Source organism: Dyadobacter koreensis (genome assembly GCF_900108855.1).
Classification (GTDB): Bacteria; Bacteroidota; Bacteroidia; order Cytophagales; family Spirosomataceae; genus Dyadobacter; species Dyadobacter koreensis.
Genome location: NZ_FNXY01000001.1, coordinates 321,720 through 342,990, shown reverse-complemented (window position 1 = coordinate 342,990; position 21,271 = coordinate 321,720). Strand labels below are relative to the sequence as shown.

The window sequence follows — 21,271 nt, the reverse complement described above, 5'->3', positions numbered from 1 at the left end:
TGGGCTCGTTCAACTCAGGTTTAGTCAAGTCGACGGGCCCACCACCAGTTGTTTCAATGAAGTAAGAGCCGTGTGTGATGGCAAAACCTATTTTATCTTGCTCCCCATAAGCTCTCTGTGCGAGATTTTCGTTATCGGAAAAAGAAGTAATGACCGTAAAAAAGCGTTCCTGATAGCGATCTCTCGGCGGGAAATATAATTATAGACGCGCGCCTATGCCGTTGAAACCGCCATACACAGCGATGGCGATAAGGCTTGTCCCGCCACTCATCAAGGTTTATATGCGGTATTGCAAACAATGTGTCCCGGGTGGTAAATTGTTGTGCACGCTTACTGCTCAGTGGTTGTAAACTAGTTTGTGCATGATTAATCATGGCATTGTTAAGGAACAGACATACCCAAAGGTTACAAAAAGTATTGGCAGGCGTCTTTTGTAGGTTTAGTGTTAACCGTTAATTATTACTTTTTCGGCCGACTCAGGTATTGTAAGGATTTAAATATGCTTTTCCAGGTTAGGCCTTCCGGCTTACATAGGCCCCGGATGTAATCGGCGGTTGTTTGCAGAAGCGAATTCGTGGCTGATAGGCCGAGCCGTATCAAACTTTCACTTGCCACTGATGCGCGGTGCAGAGCTCGAACCGTGATATGTAAATCCTTAGATACATTTTCTACTGCAGTTTATTTTTTCTTCTTTTAGCGGTGAAATCTATTTCAATAGGATTACACCAGACGAATGAACAGGAAGCTTCAATTGACTTTATTTTTTCCACCGGAGTAGTCGCTTTGTTAAGTGTTGTAAATTGTCTAGAGCTTTATGAAGTCGCGCAGATAGGAGTTTGAATAACGTATGATCCATTGTTCAGTGATACTTTTCTTAGCCTCTCTGGGTGGATTCACGAACAATTAGTTCTGCAGAAAGCGTAACATTTTGAGCAGCAAAGGCGGCTTTATTAATATGTTTTAAAAGCAAAGAACAACTTGTTTTCCCGATTTCATAAGCAGGTTCTGCAACTGTCGATAAGGTGGGCGAGATAATTTCGCAAATCGGGTCATTGGTAAATCCGATTACACCAATTTCTTTTCCAATTAAAATATTCTTTTGCTTTAAGGCTAAAATCGCTCCGATTCCCTTTCTGTCATTTACGGCAAAAATAGCATCGGGAGCCTGAGTATTCTGAGCAAATAGCAGTGAAATATCACTGATCCCGTCGGCCTGCGAAAAGCCCGAGTGAATAATCAGTGAAGGATCAATGGTCAGATTGTTTATCTTAAGGGCATGTTCATAGCCGCTAAGCCGCTTTTGTGTCAGAAGCAGGTCCTTTGGGCCGGTAATGTGCGCAATTCTTTTATATCCGCAATCGATCAGATGCTGCACCGCAGCGAAAGCCCCGTTATAGTCATCCTGCATTACTTTTGAAGCCGTAATGTTATCGGCCACCCGGTCAAAAAATACGACGGGAAGCCCGTCATCAATGATCTCAATGAAATGTGCGTAATTATTTTCATGGGCGGATACACAAGCCAGTATACCGTCCAGGCTGCTCACCGATAAATCTTCAACGATCTTAATTTCTACCTCCGGCGAGTCATTCGTTAGAAAAAGAATCAGGTTAAATCCATGATCTTTTGCCACCTCCTGGATACCAGTAATAACTGTGGAAAAATAATAATTTGTAATAGCCGGTATAATCACGCCGATGTTGTGCGTACTTCTTTTGACCAGGCCCGTGGCGTTAAAGTTAGGCTTGTAGTTCAGCTCATTGGCCATGGCCAAAACCTTCTGACGCGTCTGAGAATTTACGTCATAGGTATCCCTGAGCGCCCGTGACACTGTGGCAACCGAAATGTCAAGTGCTTTTGCAATATCCTTGATGGTTATGTATCTGCGGCGCATGATGCTTCTTAGTATTATTTATTTAAAGCCGAAAGTACAAATTATCTGCTTAGTGTTGGATGAATAGAAATATACTTTAATGTACAGGTTTGTAACAATATAAATTTTCCCTTTCTATTATAGTTTTCGTTAACGTTCTCGCTACTATTTATCTGTATTGATGCTTCGTTCAATATAAAATCGTTGTAATATTGAAAATGCTAATATAAAAAATGGCATTAACTGGATTCAACAAAAACGGTCAATATGTTATACGGAAGATTTCGGGGGCGTTTTGAAGGGTCATATCTATCACGAAAACGTCCTGATTTTCTGCTGATGAACAAGTCGATTTTAAGAGGTATCCTGTTTCTCTATGTTTGGATGAACTGTTTTGTGTTAGAGGCAAAGCAGGCTGAAAAAGTTATGACAAGTAAAACCGATAGTTTGCCGGCTGTCTTTGGTGGTGATAACATAGATCTGATTGAAAAAGATTTTCGGCAGAAGGCGGTTTTGCATTATAGAAAACATCAGCTGCCGCAAAACAAAGTCGGTTGGACTGATTATAAAAAAACGCTTACCGGGAAAATTCTTGAAAAATCCGGTGCCGTCATCAATCACGAACTTGCCTTAAACTACAAAGAAACCAGGACACACCAGCTTCAAGGTTATTCGGTCAAAAACATTATTTTTCAAACGCGACCGGGAATTTATGCTACGGCTAATCTGTATGTGCCAAAAGGTAAAGGAAGTTTCCCGGCCGTAATTGCTATGCACGGGCATTGGCCCAACGGTAAAAGCAATGAGGTGGTGCAGTCCCTGGGCCATACGCTGGCTTTGAATGGTTATGTTTGTCTGGTTATAGACGCTTGGGGATCGGGTGAGCGCACTACGGTTCACGGCGTGCATGAATATCACGGCTCAAATCTTGGCGCATCCATCATGAACTTAGGTGAAACGCTGATGGGCGTACAGATCTCGGACAACATCCGAGGGGTCGACCTTTTAAGCTCACTTCCCTATGTCGATAAGAACCAGATAGGAGCAACCGGAGCAAGCGGGGGAGGAAATCAAACCATGTGGCTTTCGGCACTGGATGAACGCGTAAAAGCATGTATGCCTGTGGTAAGTGTTGGCACTTTCGAAGCCTACATCATGCGCAGCAACTGCGTCTGTGAGCTTTTGCCGGAAGGTCTTACATTTACCGAAGAAGCAGGTGTGCTGGCCATGATTGCACCGCGTGCTTTGAAAATGGCCAGTGCTTTGCATGATACGAACCCGGCATTCATTCCGGCAGAAATGCTCAGAAGTTATGAAAATGCTTTGCAGGTATTTGATATGCTGGGCGCACTTGATAAAATCAGTTATCAGCTCTTTAATACCGGACACGGTTACTGGCCGGAGATGAGAGAAACAATGCTTGGATACTTTGATCTGCATTTGAAAAATAAAGGGACCGGCGCGGCGAAAAAGGAAATTCCATTCGAGCTTTTAGCGGAGAAGGATCTAATGGTTTACCAGGTCGGTAAAAGAGATACATCGGTTGAAAGCATAGCGGATTACAGCAGAAAAAGAGGAAGTGAACTGAGAAATCTGGCACTTAAGACCGTATCCGCAGATGCTGAAAAGAAAAGAAGTGAGCTGCGACAGCTAGTGAAAATTTCAGAAGATGCGGCCCTAATCAATACCCACACCTATGAAGTTTCTAACGACTGGCAAAGGATCGCTCTGGAAACCTCCACGCATCATTTGATCCCTGTTTTATTAAAAAAACCCGCTGCCGGAAAAAATAAATACGTCATTGTCTTAAATCCGCAGGGGAAAAAAATGATGAGTCCGGACGAACTGGAAAGGTTTGCCAGCGAGGGGAAAGGAATTTTAGTTATGGATCTTTGGGGAACCGGGGAAAGTCAGTCTGCTGCAACACTGGCTTACGAAAAAAGCCTTCCGCCTTTTCATACCCTTGCAAGAGCTTCATTATGGCTTGGCGAAACGGTGATGGGCAAATGGGTGCAAGAAATTAACATCGCGGTTGGGTTTGTGAAAACTCAGTCACCCGAAACTGATATAACGCTTCTTGCGGATAAGGAAGCCGGCATCGCCGCTTTATTGTATGCAGCGCTTTATAAAGGAAAAGAAGCGATCGTTGTCAGGGGAAGCCTGGTAAGTTATCAGTTTAACAAGCGTGAGTCCGTTGATTTTTTCAATATGGCGCTTCATGTGCCGGGAATTTTAAAGTGGGGTGATATTTCATTGGTTTCTGCTTTGGCTCAAACGTCGGTCGTTTTTGAAAAACCGGTTACGATGTCAGGAGAAACTATAGCTGCGCAGAAGCTTGAAGAGATAAAATCTGAATTTGAAAAAGTAAAAAAGAACTACGGGCAAACGGGTTCTGTCACTTTTAAATAAAGTAAAATGAATAAAAGAGATTTTTTAAAACGTGTCGGACTGGGAAGTATCGGAATTGCCGGCGCTGGAATGCCCCAAAGCTGTGCTTCGGCTAAAACGGATTCAAAGTTGCCTGCCATAAAGAAACAGGCAGGGGCTACACGCAAACAGCTTTTTAACATGAGCGGGTATGCCGCACCGAAACTAGATACCGTCAGAATGGCATACATTGGGCTGGGCAATAGAGGAGGCGGCGCAATAAAACGCATCGTTTTTCTTGAAAACGTTCAGGTGAAGGCGTTATGCGATATCAGAACAGAAAAGGCTCAGGAAGCTGCAAAAATCTTTGAAGGCAGCTCACATACCCCCCAAATCTATGCAGGAAGTGAGGATGCTTGGAAGAGGGTTTGTGAAAGAGATGATATCGACCTTGTCTACATCTGTACGCCCTGGAACCTTCACGCACCGATGGCCAAATATGCGATGGAACATGGCAAACATGTAGCCTGTGAAATTCCGGTCGCAACTACAGTGGAAGAATGCTGGGACCTGGTCGAAACCTCTGAAAGAACAAAAAAGCACTGCATGATGCTTGAAAACTGTTGTTATGATTTCTTTGAATTACTGACACTGAACATGGCCAGACAAGGATTTTTCGGTGAGATCCTTCATGCAGAAGGTGCTTACATCCATGATATTTATGATTCTTTGTTTGATAAAAATAAACGTTACGATCTGTGGCGGCTGAAACAGAATGAACGTAACGGAAATCTTTATCCTACACACGGGATCGGTCCGGTTTGTCAGGCTCTGGATATCAATCGCGGTGACCGGATGGATTATCTGGTTTCCATGGCCAGCAATGATTTTATGCTTGCGCCGCGTGCCAACAAACTTGCCGGACAGGATGCTGAGTTCAAACAGTTTGCCGGGCATTCGTTTCGGGGGAATATGAATACTACTACGATCCGCACCGCGAAAGGCAAAACCATTATGCTACAGCACGATATTACCTCGCCACGCCCTTATTCGAGGATACACCTGATCAGCGGTACCAAGGGAACTGCATTAAAATACCCTCTACCCGGCCGGATTGCGCAGGGACATGAATGGTTTTCGGAAGAGGAATACCTGGCGCTGGAGAAAAAATATCAGCCTGAAATCATCAAGAAGATCGGAGAACTTGCCAAGCAGGTAGGGGGCCATGGCGGAATGGATTTTCTGATGGACTGGCGTCTGATAGACTGTCTGCGAAACGGACTGGCGCTGGATCAGGATGTGTATGACGCGGCTTCATGGAGCGTCATCTCTCCGCTCACAGAGTGGTCGGTGGCAAACAGATCTGCTTCGATTGACATTCCTGACTTTACAAACGGCGCCTGGAAAACAAATAAACAGGTTGATATTTCGCTCAAAGAGGGTGGGAATACCAAAGTAAAAGTCTGACTCTAATTTTTTATATCATCTATAATTCAATAAAACAATTGTCGAAAATGAAAGTTGTCGTCTCTGATACGAATCTTGAAATGGGCCGGGCAGCTGGAAAAGCAGCCGCTGACCTGATCCGCGCGAGCATAACTGAAAAGGGAAGTGCGAATATTATTCTTGCAACCGGAACAAGTCAGTTTGAAACCATAAACCAACTTATCAAAGAAGATATCGATTGGTCGAAGGTAACCATGTTTCATCTTGATGAATACATTGGCATGCCGGTATCGCATCCTGCCAGCTTTAGAAAATATTTGAAAGAACGTTTTTTGGATAAAGTGTCACCACTGAAAGCAAATTATCTGATCAACGCAGAAGAAGATGCACAGGCCGAAGCCGAAGCGTTGGGCAAACTAATCAGCCAGCATCTGATTGATGTGGCACTGGTTGGGGTAGGAGAGAACGGTCACCTGGCATTTAATGATCCTCCGGCCGATTTCGATACCGAAAAACCCTATCTGGTTGTCAACCTTGATGAACCATGCAGACGTCAGCAAATGGGTGAGGGCTGGTTTAGTTCATTGGATGAAGTTCCAAAACAGGCGATCAGCATGTCGGTGCGTCAAATTATGAAATCAAAGTACATCATTTGTTCAGTGCCGGATGAACGCAAAGCGCAGGCTGTGAAAGACAGTCTGGAACGGGAGGTAAGCAATCTGTTTCCTGCCAGTATATTACAGCAGCATGCGCACTGCGAATTTTATCTTGACAAACTATCTGCCAGTCTGCTAATTAAGGCAGGGGCTTTCTGAAATCAGACTTAAATTCTTTACATGAAAAACCTGAAAGTTGTGTCGGTCAATAGCCTGACCCGCCGTGAAACCATTGTGTCTGTACTTTTGGTCGGACTGATGTTTTTCATTTTCGGCTTTGTGTCCTGGGTCAATTCTATTTTAATCCCATACTTTAAGATAGCTTGTGAACTGACCAGCTTTCAGGCCTATCTGGTCACATTTGCATTTTATATCGCCTACTTTTTCATGTCCGTACCATCGTCCTATCTGCTCAGGGCTGTTGGTTTTAAAAAAGGAATGATGTTTGGATTCTGGGCCATGGCGCTGGGTGCATTTATTTTTGTGCCAGCCGCAATGAGCAGAACCTATGAAATTTTCCTTGCCGGACTTTTTACCATCGGCATCGGGCTTGCCATTCTGCAGACTGCTGCTAACCCTTATATTACCATTCTCGGATCGAAAGAGCGGGCCGCGCAGCGAATCAGTATTATGGGGATTTGCAACAAGGCCGCCGGGATTTTATCTCCCATTGTTTTTGCTGCGGTAATACTAAGGCCAACGGATACTGCACTTTTTGCCGGACTAAGTACAATGACAGATATTGAGCGCAGCACAGCCCTGGATGAACTGATCCGAAGGGTAATCAATCCCTACATAGGACTGGGGATTTTTCTTTTTATTCTGGGAATTCTCGTTTACAAATCGCCGCTTCCTGAAATTGATACCGAGCACGAAGATCAAAATCTGACGGGTATCAATTCGGGTAAAACCAGCATATTTCAGTTTCCGCATCTGATAATGGGCGCGCTGGCTATTTTCCTTCATGTCGGAACGCAGGTGATCGCTATTGACACCATCATTGGATATGCAGGCTCAATGGGCCTTGATCTTCTGGAAGCAAAGGTTTTTCCGTCTTACACCCTATTCTGCACGATCTGCGGATATATGCTCGGCATCGTTTTCATTCCTAAACTGATTAACCAGGTCAATGCCCTGCGTGTGTGTACGGTATTAGGAACCATTTTTACCTTACTGATTATTTATGTAAAAGGAAATATCAGCCTGCTCGGCCATACTACCGATATTTCGATCTGGTTTGTGGTGCTTTTAGGGCTGGCCAACTCACTGGTGTGGGCAGGAATATGGCCGGTTGCACTGGATGGTTTGGGCAGGTTTACCAAGCTTGGAGCATCGGTCATGATTATGGGTTTGAGCGGAAATGCCATCATGCCATTATTTTATGGTCACTTTGCTGATGTGTATAATGTACGACAGGCCTACTGGGTGTTGGTACCGTGTTATCTGTACCTGGTTTTTTATGCCTTTTCAGGACACAAAATAAGGCGCTGGCTCTGAGTTTATTTTGTTTTAACGGCGAGTTTTAAAATTTTAGTATATAAAAATTATGATCATTAAAATTTTCAATGGCAACATTCTGACGCCTTACCGAATGATCAAAAACGGCACAGTCGTAATTGCCAGCGGAAAGATTTCCCAGGTGAGTGAACGGGATATTGAGACACCCGATGCTGTTGAAATTGATGCAAAAGGAAACTACATTTCACCCGGTTTTATTGATATGCACATCCATGGTGGCGGTGGCTACGATTTCATGGACGGCACTGAGGAAGCCTTTTTGAAAATCGCTGAAACACATGTGCGGTATGGCACCACATCCATGGTGCCGACCACGCTTACAAGTGAAAAGAAAGACCTTTTGAGAACACTTGATCTTTATGAGCGGGCAAACGAAAAAAACCGGAACGGATCACAGTTTTTAGGTATGCATTTGGAAGGGCCATACTTCTCGCCGGGTCAGTGTGGTGCGCAGGATCCGCGCTACATCCGGAATCCGGATCCCAAAGAATACGAACAGATACTGGCTTATTCGTCGTCAATCGCAAGGTGGAGCGCTGCACCAGAGCTTCCGGGTGCCATCGCATTCGGAAAGCGTCTTGGTCAGGCGGGTGTTTTGGCCGCAGTGGCCCATACAGATGCCATTTATGAAGAGGTCTTGGAAGCTTATGAGAATGGCTATTCACTGGCAACGCATTTGTACTCAGCCATGTCGGGGGTGACCAGAAAAAACGCGTTCCGTTATGCTGGAACAATAGAAAGTGCGTTTGTATTGGATATGGATGTGGAAATTATAGCAGATGGCATTCATCTGCCCGCACCGTTATTAAAACTGATCTATAAAATAAAAGGGGCGGATAAAATTGCCCTGATCACTGATGCCATGCGGGCTGCTGCTATGCCGGAGGGTGAAAGTATTCTGGGGCCAATATCAACAGGTTTAAAAGTCATTATAGAAGATGGCGTAGCTAAATTGCCTGACCGAACATCCTTTGCCGGAAGCGTTGCTACGGCGGATCGATTGGTGAAAACGATGATTGAAATGGCGGATATCACTTTATTGGAGGCCGTACGAATGATGAGCCTTACGCCGGCCAGAATTATGAAGGTGGAAAGACGTAAGGGCTCGCTTGTTGAAGGAAAAGATGCAGACATCATTATTTTTGATCGTAATATTCAGGTGCAGACAACGATCGTTCAAGGAAAAATTGTGTACCAAAAATAAAATATTCATTCTGAATTTGCCTGCTGAGAGCAAATATGGGGTTTAAACCGGAATCAAATCTTTTGTTACGTATATTAAGATAAGTTATTTTAATTGAGGTGCTGTTTGTATTCTTATATCTGTATTTTGTACGAACAAAGGATAGTGAATCCTGACTCATTAGCCCGGCATCTTTATAAACGTTATTGTCATTTTTCCAATGGCTGTACTGCAGACAACCTAATTCCGGTTGATAATAAGGGTGAATTACCCTTTAAATATTCGTCTGCAATTATTTCAGTGGCGCAGGCCAGCAAGATAATTTACCGTTTTAAATCATTTGTTGACCTTGGAAAACATATCTTTTTTACGATAACGTTCTCGCTGATTTTTATGTCATACAGCTTGTATGTACTGGCAATAACTTAGTCATTTGCCTTGTATGTAAAATTTAATTCTGAGTTAATTTTAATCTGCCATATAATATGAATCCAAATTTAATGAAGATGTATAAGTTATATCTGCTGTTGCTTATGTATGTACTGATCGTTCCGCAGACGTCAAAAGCTCAGGGCTCAGAAGTGATTACCGGTGTGGTCACTGATGGTTCAAACCAAACGAACATTCCTGGTGTAAACGTTCTGATAAAGGGCACAAACACCGGTACTTCCACCAGTCTGGATGGAGCTTACAGCATCAATGCCAAACGCGGAGATGTGATCATATTTTCATATATCGGCTATCTGACACAGGAAATTATGGTTGGAAATGAAAATAAGATCAATGTAAGCCTGGCGGTATCGGCAGCACAACTAAATGAAGTTGTTGTTACAGCCCTTGGCATTAAGCGGGAGAGCAAATCGCTCACCTATGCTGCCCAGCAATTATCGAATTCGGATCTAACGACTGTTAAAGAGCCGTCGGGCAACATCATGAACAGTCTGAACGGAAAGATTGCGGGCGCTGTTATTACCCCCGCTGCTAGCGGACCGGGTGGTGCAGTTAGGGTCGTGTTAAGAGGAAACCGTTCGATCAGTGGAAACAACAATGCACTGATCGTGGTGGATGGTGTGCCAATTGATAATACCATGTCAACCGAACAGGGCGGAGGCGGATCGGCTAATACGCCCGCTACGCAGCAGAAAAGTACCAGTAGCGGTTATTCGGGAAGTGACGGCGCAGCAAGTATAAATCCCGAAGATGTTGAATCGATTACCGTACTGAAAGGTCCTGCCGCTGCGGCTCTCTACGGAAGCCGGGCTGCCAACGGCGCACTGATGATCACCACCAAGCGGGGTAAAAGCGGTAAGGTTGCAGTGAATTACAACGGAGGGGTTTCGATTGACAATCCGCTCATGCTGATGAAATTTCAAAATACCTATGGTCGAGGTAACGGCGGTGTTTTTGGTCAGACTGCTGCGGGAAGCTGGGGAGCGCCTTCGGAAACGTATAAGAATAATGTACGGAATTTTTATAATACAGGAACAACGATCAACAACTCGCTGAACATCTCCGGCGGAACCGAGAATATGCAGGGGTATGCCTCTTATACCAACAATGCGATCAGCGGAATTATACCCAACAATAAGCTGGCGCGCAATACCCTTAATCTGAGATTAAACAATGAAATTGTAAAGGGTTTAACAACCGACGTGAAGATTACTTATATCAATCAGAACATAAAAAACAAACCGCGGCTGGGAGACAATGGTGTAACCAATGAGGCTTTGATCATGCCAAGAGATATGAGTTCTGAGGAACTCAAAAACTACGAGACTATCAATCCTGCCACGCAGCAGCCTCAGCCGACTTACTGGACAACCAGTTCTTTCTTTCAGAATCCATACTGGGATGTCAACCGGACCGCTCTGAACGAAGAACGGAACCGGGTAATGATCGTCGGATCGGCGAAATACCAGTTAACCGACTGGCTGTTTGTTCAAGGCAGATACAGTATGGATCGGTACGATGACAAGATAACCGGTTCGTATTATGCCGGCACGCTTCCCGTTCCTACACTGGCCGGTGGCCGTTATCAGGAAAATCATGTGAACCGCTGGGAACGGAACATTGATTTTTTACTGTCAGGGACAAATAAAATCGGAGAGAATCTCTTTGGCGTAACCTATAATTTGGGTGCTGCGATCCTGAACAATAGCGGTTACAATACGCAGTCTCTGGCAAATGGTCTTCGCATTCCAAACGTGTTTGATCTGAACTTTGCCACAACACCAGCATTTGCCAATATCGTTTCCAAAAAAGAAATTCAATCTGTATATGCAAGTGCTTCGGTTGATTTTAAAGAACTGCTTTTTTTAGATGTAAGTGCACGTAACGACTGGTCTTCAACGCTGCCATCACCGCACAGTTATTTTTATCCTTCGGTAGGACTTTCAGGATTGTTGGCCGGGATACTGAACCTGCCTGATTGGATCAGCTATTCCAAAGTTCGTGCCGCCTATACCCAGGTGGGAAACGATGCGGATCCGTATTTGCTGAATCAAACCTACACATTCAGCCAGGGAGCAGGATCCGGTTTCGTTTCGCGTGACCAGACCCGGTACATCAATGATCTTAAACCTGAGCGTACAGAAGCCATAGAACTGGGAACGGAATGGCGTTTCTTCAAGGGAAAACTGGGGCTTGATCTGACCCTTTACAAAACAAATACGGTCAATCAGTTGATTTTTATTGGTCTGCCGCAGCCCTCGGGTTACAATAATCAGTACGTTAATGTGGGTGATATTGAAAACAAGGGTATAGAATTGATGTTGACTGGCAGTCCGTTGAAAGGAGCTGAAATAACATGGACTACCTCCCTTAATTTTGCTACCAACAGAAATAAGGTTATCTCTCTTCTGCCAGGGATTGCCCAGGCTAGTCTGACAACGGCTACTAATTTTGCCAGCTCACTGATTAGACCCGGCGGATCTTACGGTGATATGTACGGTTTTATATGGGAGAAAAACCAAGAAGGCCGTCACAAGGTCAGCAATGCTGGATTACCGGTTGTGCAGCAATTACAGAAAATAGGAAATTTTAATCCGGATTACACCCTGGGATGGAATAACCAGTTTCAATACAAAAAATTCAGCCTTTCCTTTTTGATCGACGGGCGGGTTGGCGGAACCATCATTTCAGGTACGGACGCGTTGCTGGGTTATTTTGGTCTGGCAGAATATACCACACCTTTCAGAGATGGAGGTTTGGTACTGAACGGGGTAACACCTGACGGCAGTGAGAACACAGTAGCGATTAAGGCCGAGCAATTGTGGACGCAGCTATCACAGGGCGGCACCAATGCTTATGGAGAGTTTTTTGCTTACAGCGCTACCAATTTCCGGATAAGAGAAATTTCGTTAGGCTATGACTTTGCTTTGAAAGGGACGAAAATTAAAACAGCCAGAATCTCTGCTACGGGAAGAAATCTGTTTTTCTTATACCGAGGAAAATCCTTACTGGATATCCCCGGAATTGGCAAGCGTACCTTACCTATTGATCCTGAGGCGGCCATAGGTTCAAGTAATTATCAGGGAATTGAAAGTGGTATCGTACCCACCACTCGTAGTCTTGGTATCAATGTTAGTTTATCGTTTTAAATAAATTTACCGATGAAAAAATATATTCTGGTTTTCGCCCTGTTTGCTTTGGCCTTAGGCAGTATAAGCTGTACAAACGACTTTGTAGATATCAACAAAAATCCTTCTAAACTTACTGAGGTAGGTTCCAGGGAGCTGGGTTTTATGTTTTCAAGAGCGCAATCGGCAGCGCTCTATCACCGGCCTTATTATCAGACCATTTCCATTTTAATGCCTGATTTGTATGCGCAGTATTATGCGCTGACAACCGCCAGTTTCACCACAGACCGCTATGCCTTAAACGACACCTGGCTTTCCCGCCCTGGTATCATCACCTATGTATTTGCAATGCCGCAGTTACAGGCAATTTTCAACGCAACCGAAAGAACATCGCCGGAATACGCGCTGGCCAATATCATGAAAGCATATGTGTTTCATCGTTATACGGATCAGTATGGTCCAGTTCCCTATTTTGGAGCGGGCAGCACATCTACAAGTATAGCTTATGATTCTCAGGAAGTAATTTATGATGATCTTTTTAAACGGCTTGACTCAGCAAGTGTAAATCTGAAAGCAGCCAGTGTAACGAATGTATTCGGAGCGCAGGATCTGATCTACGGTGGTGATGTATCCAAATGGATCAGTTTTGCAAACACACTTCGTTTGCGTATGGCTTTACGTATTTCTAAAGTGGATCCTGCCAGAGCAAAAAAGGAAGCGGAAGCTGCAGTACTGGCCGGCGTGATGACGACCAATGCACAGACGGCAACGCTGGAACGCTCCTTAAACGGAGATGACGGAAATGGTCTGGCATTTAATGCAGCTGGAAATGAATTCAGTATGAGTTCCACCATGGCATCTTACCTGAAAGGTTATCAGGATCCCAGGCTGGCTATCTATTTTCAACCAGCGGTTGCAACCGGTCAGTTCAAAGGTTTGCGGAACGGGTCTTCGGCAACCGCAATAAACCTGCCCGGTAATCGCCCTGCCCAAACTTCAAACATGGGTACAAGATGGGTTCAGCGCAACGGAAATGCCTGGGCAGCCAGCCTGGCACTGAGACAGGAAGTAATGGCCGCGGCAGAAGCATACTTTCTTCGTGCGGAAGGTGCACTGAACGGCTGGAACATGGGGGGCGGAACCGCAAAGGAATATTATGAAAAAGGGATAGAGCTCAGTCTTCAGCAATGGGGCGTCACAGATAATTCGGCAATACAGACCTATATCAATTCTACTGCACTTCCTGCTGCGCCTGGCGATGAAGAAAATTCAGCGGCAGTAGCAGCCACACCGATCAGTTGGGGCGCTTCCGAAATGGTTCAAAGAGCACAGATTGGTACCCAGAAATGGATCGCATTATTTCCGGACGGTGTTGAAGCGTGGTCTGAGTTTCGTAGAAGCGGTTATCCTGTTATGTATCCGCTTCTTCAATCCGACAATGCATCAGTTCCTGTTGGAAAGTTTATAAAGCGTTTGCCATATTCGTCTGTGGAAGCAACGACCAATGCAGATGCCCTTCAGAAGGCGCGCGAAATGCTGGGGGGACCTGATGATGCAGCGACTCGTTTATGGTGGGATGTAAAATGATAATTCCATCAGTTTTTAAGCTTTTTTGGAGAATTCGGAGCCATTGATCAACCCAATTCAAAAATTGATGACATGGTTTGTTGGTTTGAGCCGCCAGTTTAAGTGGATGGTTGATAATTATTTAGCCTGGCTAGTGATACTTAGATGATGGTCATTCAGCCACGGAATCATATATCAACCCATCCGAATTCTCCACTAATGAACACCGATCAAAGTTCAATATGATTTATTTGATGAACGTTACCTGTACACAAATACAGATTTTTAAAAATGCACGCTGTTACAAAGCCACGTGTGAGGGTGCTTTTCCGAAATGTTTTTTGAAAACATAGCAAAAATGGGACAGGTCTTCAAAGCCAACTTCGAGGTAAACATCGCTTGGTAGCTGATGATACTGCGCGATTTGAAAATAGCCTTCATCCAAACGTTTCTTTTTGAGCCAGCTTACAGGTGTCATTCCGAATGTCTTTGGAAATCACATTTGCAAGATGACTCGCTTCTTCATGTAAGAAAGGCAAATCGCTCAATACTGATATTAAACCGAAACTTCCTGTTTATGAATCCCCCCAGGTCAATTTTATCCGGTGGACCGGGTAGCATTTATGCTTAGGAGCTAACGAGAAAAAATTTTACAGCTTTTTTTTGAACAGTGTTCAAAAAAAAAGCTGTAAAATTTTTTATATTGAACACTGTTTAATAGATTTGCATATCAAATGAGTTTAGTATGTCAATATCAAAGAGAAAAGAGCAGGAAAAAATAGAAATGCACAAACGCATACTGGACAGTGCGCGCAGGATTTTTCTTGAAAAAGGCTACGAGCAGACCAGTATCCGAAACATTGCGAGCGCGATTAGTTATAGTCCGGGATCAATCTATTTTTATTTTAAGGACAAGAGCGAGATTTTTCACGAGCTCCATAAGGAGGGTTTCCGTCTGTTTTTAAGTCAGATGAAAGCCCTGGATGTGATCGGGGATCCCTATGAACGCTACAAAGCGATGGGTTTGGTATTCATTCGTTTTGCACAGAATCATACTGATTATTATAATCTGATGTTCTTGGTAAGTGAAACGGGCAAAGCCGAGGGGGAAGGTTTTCAGATTGCGCAGGGAGCTATAGAGCATTTATCAGGTGTGATACAGCAGTGCCAGGATCAGGGCCGGTTCCAAGGGCTGGACAACAAGTATTTGACGCTGATGACGCTTTCTATGGTGCATGGCATTTGCTCGCTTTACTGCAAGGACCGCATGTCGGGCTTTTTTGAAAAATCAAGCGAGGAACTGATGCTTCACGGATATGAGACCTTTCTTGCAGTGATAGACCAGAAATAGGATCAACAGTATTTAAATTCTAGTTTGGAAGGGTAAGCATTATTATTGGGCCGGTTGTGACAGGAAGTTTTTCATCCTGAATGAATTGGCCTGTTCTTTTACAAATTAGTTAAACAGTGTTTAAAATTATTACAGTGAACAAGTCTCTAAAAAAGTTAGTTGCCTGGAAGGCGGCGCTCTCTATTCCCATGCTTGCCATGATGACCTATCCGTCTGTGGGACAGAGCAGGCTGCATGATTACATCACCGAAGGGCTCAGCTCCAACCAGAGCATCAAACAGCAGAATTTTCTTTTGGAAAGAAACGTGCTGGCCCTGGCCGAAGCCAAAACCATGTTTCTGCCCAGCGTGTCATTTTCTGCTAGCTACACCAAGGCAAGCGGCGGAAGAACGATCGATTTTCCGACGGGCGATCTTTTAAATGGCGTTTACTCCACGCTCAACCAGCTGACGGGCAGCAGTGCTTTTCCTAATTTGAAAAATGAGAGCATTCAGCTTTTTCCCGATAATTTTTATGATGCGAAATTTCGGACTACTTTGCCTTTGATCAATGCCGAACTGGTCTACAACAAGCGTATCAAAGGGCAGCAAGTTGATCTTCAAAAATCGGAGGTGGTTGTCTATAAGCGAGAACTGGTCAAAGAGATCAAAACCGCTTACTATCAATATGCAAAGGCTATTAATGCGGTTGAAATCTACGAATCCTCACTCGCGCTGGTCCAGGAAGGCAAGCGTATCAACCAGGTTCTTTTTGATAATGAGAAGGTTAACCGGGCCGGCGTGATCCGCAGTGCCAATGAAGTGACCAAAATTAATGCCGCTCTGACGGCAGCCAGACAAACAAAGGAATCTGCCCGCAACTATTTCAACTTTCTGCTCAACCGGCCTTTAACTGACAGCGTAAAGATCGATTCGATTACCACTCTGCCGGAATTCAGTGCGCTGTTGGCAGGCGATGTGGCAGGAAGGGAAGAGCTGGAAAAACTCAGAATATCACAGGGAATCAATAGCAATCTGGCTGGTCTTGCCAAGTCTTACATTATCCCAAGAGTGGGCACGTTTATAGACCTGGGTTCGCAGTCATTTGACTGGAATTTCAACAACAAAAGCCGCTATTACTTCTGGGGTGTGTCGCTGGATTGGGATCTTTTCGCCTTCGGAAAAAACAATTATAAGATCAAAAAAGCGGTAGCTGAACAAAAAAGCATTTCGGCCCAGACCGACTACATCGCAAAGCAGCTGGAAACAGAGCTCAGATTACGCCAGAACCAGTTGCAGAGCGCTCTGGCACAGTATCAATCTGCCCAATCGCAGCTTAAAACAGCACAGACCTACTACAACGATGAGCTGAAACTATACCGGGAAGGTGTAGCAATTTACATCGAGCTTCTTGACGCGCAAAACCAACTGATCAATGCCCGTCTGGATGCCAATATCGCGCTTTTCGACATCTGGATCACTCATGCCGCCATCGAGCGCGCCAATGCAAGTTTTACTTTTTAATTACTCAAAAAATAGAATATATGAAAACGATACCATTACTGATTTTAGGTGCTGCGGCCTTTGTGGGCTGCAAACAAACACCTAAACAGGAAGTCCATTTCGATGAAAGGGAAGTGATTCCTGTAAAGGTTTCCGTGGTCAGCGCACTTGACGTTTCAGGAAATATCAATGCCACAGGTCTTGTCAGCACCGAGCACGAAGCAAAGTATGGCTTTAAAATAGGCGGGGTAATCAGCCGCATTCTGGTCGAGGAAGGACAATCTTTCAAAAAGGGGCAATTGCTGGCTGTTTTGAACGCCACAGAAATTGCAGCGGGGCTTAGCCAGTCGAATCTGAATGTAGAGAAAGCGCAGCGCGACTATGACCGGGCGGTGAATCTGTACCGCGACAGTGTGTACACCAAAGAACAGTTACAGAATACCAAAACGCTGCTTGATATCGCCAAAAAAGGGGAGGAAACCGTTTCCTTCAACGAGCAGTATTCCAGAATTTACGCCGCTTCCGATGGTTTTGTAGCACACCGGCTGGCCTCCGAGGGAGAGGTGATCGGAGCGGGCAGCCCGGTACTTGTTATCAATGAGACCAAACAGGACAAAAGCTTTCTTCTCAGGATAGGGCTTACCGATATGGAGTGGGCAGCTGTTTCTGCGGGACAAAAAGCAACTGTCACCCTGGATGGTTATCCGGACAGACCGATTGATGCCTACGTACTTCGCAAATCTCAAACCTCGGATGCGGCCGCAGCTTCTTTTCAGGTGGAATTAAAGCTCAAACTATCAGGCATCAAACCTGCTGTGGGCATGTTTGGCAAAGCACAGATCGTTACCGGCAAAGCGCAGCATGTAATGAGCATTCCCTACGATGCTTTGGTGGAAGCAGACGGATACAGCGCCCATGCCTTCATTTTAAATGGCCCGGGAAAAGTAAAGAAGGTACCAATTGAAATTGCCAGTTTTGATAATAAAACCGTGTATCTGAAAGACGGGCTTAAACCGGCAGACCAGGTGGTTATTTCCAATAGTGCCTACCTGAACGAAGAATCAACCATCAAAGTAATACAGTAATCTCAAAACAATGAAAATTACCAGTTTCGCTGTTAAAAATTATCAGTTCACCCTGATCATTTTTCTTCTGGTTGCTGTTGTCGGCGTGCTGACGCTGCTGACCATGCCACGCTCAGAAGACCCCACTACGCACCCGCCTCAGTATTTGGTGACGGTAATCTATCCGGGCACGAGTCCCAAGGACATGGAAGAACAGGTGGTCAAACCCATCGAAAATAAAATTTACGGTCTTGAAAACATCGACAAGATTCTGACCACGGTGGAAGACGGAGTGGCGGCCATCCAGATCAAGTTCAAATATGGAGTCGATGTGGACAACAAGTATCAGGAAATTTCCACGGAAATAAACGCTTTGAAAAACAGCGAGCTTCCCAAGGAGATCTACCAGATCAAGACAGAAAAGATCGCCTCATCGGATGTGAAAATCATTCAGGTTGCGCTCATATCCAACACGGCTTCTGCGAAGACATTAAGAGACCAGGCCGATATCTTAAAGACCAAACTGGAAAAGATCACCAACCTGCGGGAGGTGAAATACACAGGGATGCCAGAGCAGGAAATACGTATTGATTTGCAGCTGGACAAGCTTGCGCAGCTGAAAATACCTATGAATCTGGTCGCAGGTAGTTTGCAGAGTGAAGCGGCAGACATTCCGGGCGGAAGTATCCACATGGACAGCAAGGTTTTTAATGTCAAAACCAGCGGTAAGTTTAAAGATGCGGAGGATGTCGCCAATACGGTCATCTACAATGCCAACGGGAAAATCGTGTACCTGAAAGATGTTGCCCAGGTGAGCTATAAGGACGGCACGGTAAGCCACATTACCCGCATCAATGGTCAGCGCTGTATTCTGGTGACCGCTGCCATGAAAAATGATGTCGACATCAGTCAGGTCAAAACACAGTACATGCCTGTACTGGAGGAATTCAGCGGAATACTGCCTGCACACATCAAAATGGTCAAAAACTTTGACCAGGCCGATATGGTTTCCAAGCGGCTGGGCCACCTTGGCTTTGATTTCGGACTGGCCATTGTGCTTGTGATCGTTACGCTGCTGCCACTGGGTTTCAGACCATCGCTGATCGTAATGATCTCGATTCCGCTCTCGCTGGCCCTGGGTCTGATCGCAATGAACCTTTTGGGCTACTCGCTCAACCAGCTCAGTATCGTAGGTCTTGTGGTCGCATTGGGACTCTTGGTTGACGACAGTATCGTCGTGGTTGAAAACATCGAAAGATGGCTCAGGGAGGGACATTCCAGAAAGGATGCCGTTCTGAAGGGCACCAGGCAGATCGGGGCGGCCGTTGTTGGTTGTACAGCCACACTCGTAATCGCATTTTTACCATTGGCTTTTCTGCCTGATATGGCAGGCGAGTTCATACGGAGTCTTCCGATGGCGATAATTACCAGTGTGCTGGCATCAATGATCGTGGCGCTCACCCTGGTGCCTTTCATAGGAAGCAAGATCCTGAAAACCCATGAGCACGGCGAGGGTAATTATTTTCTAAGGAAATTGCAGGGCTTTCTGACCTTTTCCTACCGGGGCATCATGCCGGTCGCTTTGAAGTGGCCAAAGATTACGATTGGTATTTCGCTTGCATTGAGCGTAGTGGCATTTTTACTGTTCCCGCTGGCAGGATTCAAACTTTTTCCTACCTCAGAAAAACCAATGTTTCTGATCAACATTAAAATGCCTTTGCAAGCCAACATTCCCGAGACTGACCGGGCAACCAAGCTGGTGGAAACAGAGCTTAAAAAGCATGAGCAAATCGTTTATTATACCTCCAATGTAGGAAAAGGCAATCCGCAGATCTATTACAATGTGCATCAACAGGACATCAAACCGGACTTTGGACAGATTTTTGTGCAGCTGCAGGAAGAAACAAGTCCGGATGCCAAGACAGAGCTGATCAAAAGATTGAGGGGCAAGTTCAGTGATTTTCCTTATGCAAAAATAGAGGTAAAGGATTTTGATCAGGGTACGCCAATCGAGGCCAACATCGTCGTCAGGGTTTTCGGGGATAATCAGGATACGCTACGTGCACTGACCTTCAAAGTGGAAGAGATACTGAGAAAACACCCCGGCACCTTTTTCATCAATAACGAGCTGAATACCTATAAGTCGGATGTGAAGATCAGTATCGATAAAGAAAAGGCCAGAACGCTTGGCGTGATGACCAGCGACATCGATAGGGTGATCAGGTTGGCTGTTGCCGGACTGAATGTTGGAGACTATATCGATGACAGGGGCGATGCCAGAAATGTCGTCATCACCATCCCACGCGAGAAGTTCTCCAATCTGGATGCACTGAAAAATCTTTACGTGAGCAGCATCCAGGGCTCACCTGTGCAGATAGATCAGATTGCAACCATCGGTTTTGAAACCTCACCAACGGCCATCAACCACTTCAACAAGTCGCGGTTTGCCAAAGTCACTTCGCTGACACGGGACAACATGCTGGCCAACAATATTTTAAAAGATGTGGTGCCAGAGCTCAACAATTTGAAAATGCCAAAGGGCTATTATTACAAATTATCCGGTGAGGCTGAATCAGAAGGTGATGCGCTGGGAGGAAATTTTCTGTCGGTGATTATCCTGAGCACCTTCCTGTTTATTGGCGTGCTGCTATTACAGTTCAAAACCTTCAAAGGGATCATTATCGTTTTGTCAATCATCCCGCTGGGTGTTTTGGGTGGTGTGCTGTTTCTTTTGATGACCGGCAATCCGATGTCGCTTGTTTCGATCATCGGTTTCATAGGCCTATCAGGTATACAGGTCAAAAACTCGCTGCTGCTCGTCGATTTCACCAACCAGCTCAGAGCAGAAGGTAAAAGCATCGATGAAGCGATAGCGATAGCCGGAGAAACCAGGTTTCTGCCCGTCGTGCTCACTTCGATCACCGCCATATGTGGTCTGATCCCGATTGCAATGAACCCCAATCCGCAGATCGCGCCACTTGCCATAGTACTGATCGGAGGACTGATCAGCTCGACAATACTATCGCGGATCGTTACCCCGGTGATGTACAAGCTCATCCCACCAAGTATTGATGATGAAATGGATGATGATTGATAAACGATGCAGGGTCAGGTAAGCAAGATGCTAAATCCTGCTAATCTGACCCGTGAAAATTGCACATCATCAAGCCAGTCAAAAAACTATTTAA

General features: G+C 45.1%; 13 protein-coding genes. 11 read left to right on the top strand and 2 right to left on the bottom strand.

What is annotated here, in order from left to right; genetic code table 11:
- Window positions 1-874 precede the first annotated feature (874 nt).
- The gene (locus tag BMY70_RS01420) at window positions 875-1,894 is read right to left on the bottom strand and encodes a LacI family DNA-binding transcriptional regulator (RefSeq protein WP_090331147.1); all 1,020 of its coding nucleotides are present in this window, start codon (window positions 1,892-1,894) and stop codon (window positions 875-877) included.
- Between the two features lie 246 nt (window positions 1,895-2,140).
- Here BMY70_RS01420 and BMY70_RS01415 point away from each other — a divergent pair, with 246 nt between their 5' ends.
- From BMY70_RS01415 to BMY70_RS01380, 7 genes are all read left to right on the top strand, one after another.
- Window positions 2,141-4,282, top strand: a complete 2,142-nt coding sequence (locus BMY70_RS01415) for an alpha/beta hydrolase family protein (RefSeq protein ID WP_090331144.1) — start codon at window positions 2,141-2,143, stop codon at window positions 4,280-4,282.
- A gap of 6 nt (window positions 4,283-4,288) precedes the next feature.
- Entirely contained in the window at window positions 4,289-5,707 is a 1,419-nt protein-coding gene (locus BMY70_RS01410; RefSeq protein ID WP_090331142.1) for a Gfo/Idh/MocA family protein, read from the top strand.
- Window positions 5,708-5,754: 47 nt separating this feature from the next.
- A complete protein-coding gene (locus tag BMY70_RS01405; RefSeq protein ID WP_090331136.1) occupies window positions 5,755-6,501 on the top strand; it encodes a glucosamine-6-phosphate deaminase in 747 nt (248 codons plus the stop codon).
- A gap of 21 nt (window positions 6,502-6,522) precedes the next feature.
- A complete protein-coding gene (locus BMY70_RS01400; protein ID WP_090331133.1) occupies window positions 6,523-7,839 on the top strand; it encodes a sugar MFS transporter in 1,317 nt (438 codons plus the stop codon).
- Window positions 7,840-7,888: 49 nt separating this feature from the next.
- Window positions 7,889-9,064, top strand: coding sequence for an N-acetylglucosamine-6-phosphate deacetylase (gene nagA, locus BMY70_RS01395; RefSeq protein ID WP_090331131.1), 1,176 nt, complete (start codon window positions 7,889-7,891; stop codon window positions 9,062-9,064).
- A 485-nt stretch (window positions 9,065-9,549) separates the two neighbouring features.
- Complete coding sequence (locus BMY70_RS01385) at window positions 9,550-12,642, top strand: SusC/RagA family TonB-linked outer membrane protein (RefSeq protein WP_090331126.1); 3,093 nt, start codon at window positions 9,550-9,552, stop codon at window positions 12,640-12,642.
- Window positions 12,643-12,654: 12 nt separating this feature from the next.
- A complete protein-coding gene (locus tag BMY70_RS01380) occupies window positions 12,655-14,208 on the top strand; it encodes a SusD/RagB family nutrient-binding outer membrane lipoprotein (protein ID WP_090331123.1) in 1,554 nt (517 codons plus the stop codon).
- A gap of 280 nt (window positions 14,209-14,488) precedes the next feature.
- Here the strand turns inward: BMY70_RS01380 and BMY70_RS31180 are convergent, their stop codons facing one another.
- A complete protein-coding gene (locus BMY70_RS31180) occupies window positions 14,489-14,665 on the bottom strand; it encodes a helix-turn-helix domain-containing protein (RefSeq protein WP_229209439.1) in 177 nt (58 codons plus the stop codon).
- A 267-nt stretch (window positions 14,666-14,932) separates the two neighbouring features.
- On the opposite strand from BMY70_RS31180, the gene BMY70_RS01370 reads away from it, so the two are divergent.
- From BMY70_RS01370 to BMY70_RS01355, 4 genes are all read left to right on the top strand, one after another.
- Window positions 14,933-15,538 (top strand): TetR/AcrR family transcriptional regulator, encoded by a 606-nt coding sequence (locus BMY70_RS01370; protein ID WP_090331120.1) that lies wholly within the window; start codon window positions 14,933-14,935, stop codon window positions 15,536-15,538.
- Window positions 15,539-15,672: 134 nt separating this feature from the next.
- Window positions 15,673-17,040, top strand: a complete 1,368-nt coding sequence (locus BMY70_RS01365) for a TolC family protein (RefSeq protein ID WP_218148548.1) — start codon at window positions 15,673-15,675, stop codon at window positions 17,038-17,040.
- Window positions 17,041-17,060: 20 nt separating this feature from the next.
- Window positions 17,061-18,104 (top strand): efflux RND transporter periplasmic adaptor subunit, encoded by a 1,044-nt coding sequence (locus tag BMY70_RS01360; RefSeq protein WP_090331117.1) that lies wholly within the window; start codon window positions 17,061-17,063, stop codon window positions 18,102-18,104.
- Window positions 18,105-18,114: 10 nt separating this feature from the next.
- Window positions 18,115-21,177 (top strand): efflux RND transporter permease subunit, encoded by a 3,063-nt coding sequence (locus BMY70_RS01355; protein ID WP_090331115.1) that lies wholly within the window; start codon window positions 18,115-18,117, stop codon window positions 21,175-21,177.
- Window positions 21,178-21,271: the final 94 nt, after the last annotated feature.

Coding starts and splice junctions, on each gene's coding strand:
- BMY70_RS01405 (WP_090331136.1), top strand. CDS start 5,755: ATGAAAGTTGTCGTCTCTGATACGAATCTTGAAATGGGCCGGGCAGCT.
- BMY70_RS01400 (WP_090331133.1), top strand. CDS start 6,523: ATGAAAAACCTGAAAGTTGTGTCGGTCAATAGCCTGACCCGCCGTGAA.
- BMY70_RS01420 (WP_090331147.1), bottom strand. CDS start 1,894: ATGCGCCGCAGATACATAACCATCAAGGATATTGCAAAAGCACTTGAC.
- BMY70_RS31180 (WP_229209439.1), bottom strand. CDS start 14,665: ATGACACCTGTAAGCTGGCTCAAAAAGAAACGTTTGGATGAAGGCTAT.
- BMY70_RS01370 (WP_090331120.1), top strand. CDS start 14,933: ATGTCAATATCAAAGAGAAAAGAGCAGGAAAAAATAGAAATGCACAAA.
- BMY70_RS01415 (WP_090331144.1), top strand. CDS start 2,141: ATGTTATACGGAAGATTTCGGGGGCGTTTTGAAGGGTCATATCTATCA.
- BMY70_RS01380 (WP_090331123.1), top strand. CDS start 12,655: ATGAAAAAATATATTCTGGTTTTCGCCCTGTTTGCTTTGGCCTTAGGC.
- BMY70_RS01385 (WP_090331126.1), top strand. CDS start 9,550: ATGTATAAGTTATATCTGCTGTTGCTTATGTATGTACTGATCGTTCCG.
- BMY70_RS01355 (WP_090331115.1), top strand. CDS start 18,115: ATGAAAATTACCAGTTTCGCTGTTAAAAATTATCAGTTCACCCTGATC.
- nagA (WP_090331131.1), top strand. CDS start 7,889: ATGATCATTAAAATTTTCAATGGCAACATTCTGACGCCTTACCGAATG.
- BMY70_RS01360 (WP_090331117.1), top strand. CDS start 17,061: ATGAAAACGATACCATTACTGATTTTAGGTGCTGCGGCCTTTGTGGGC.
- BMY70_RS01410 (WP_090331142.1), top strand. CDS start 4,289: ATGAATAAAAGAGATTTTTTAAAACGTGTCGGACTGGGAAGTATCGGA.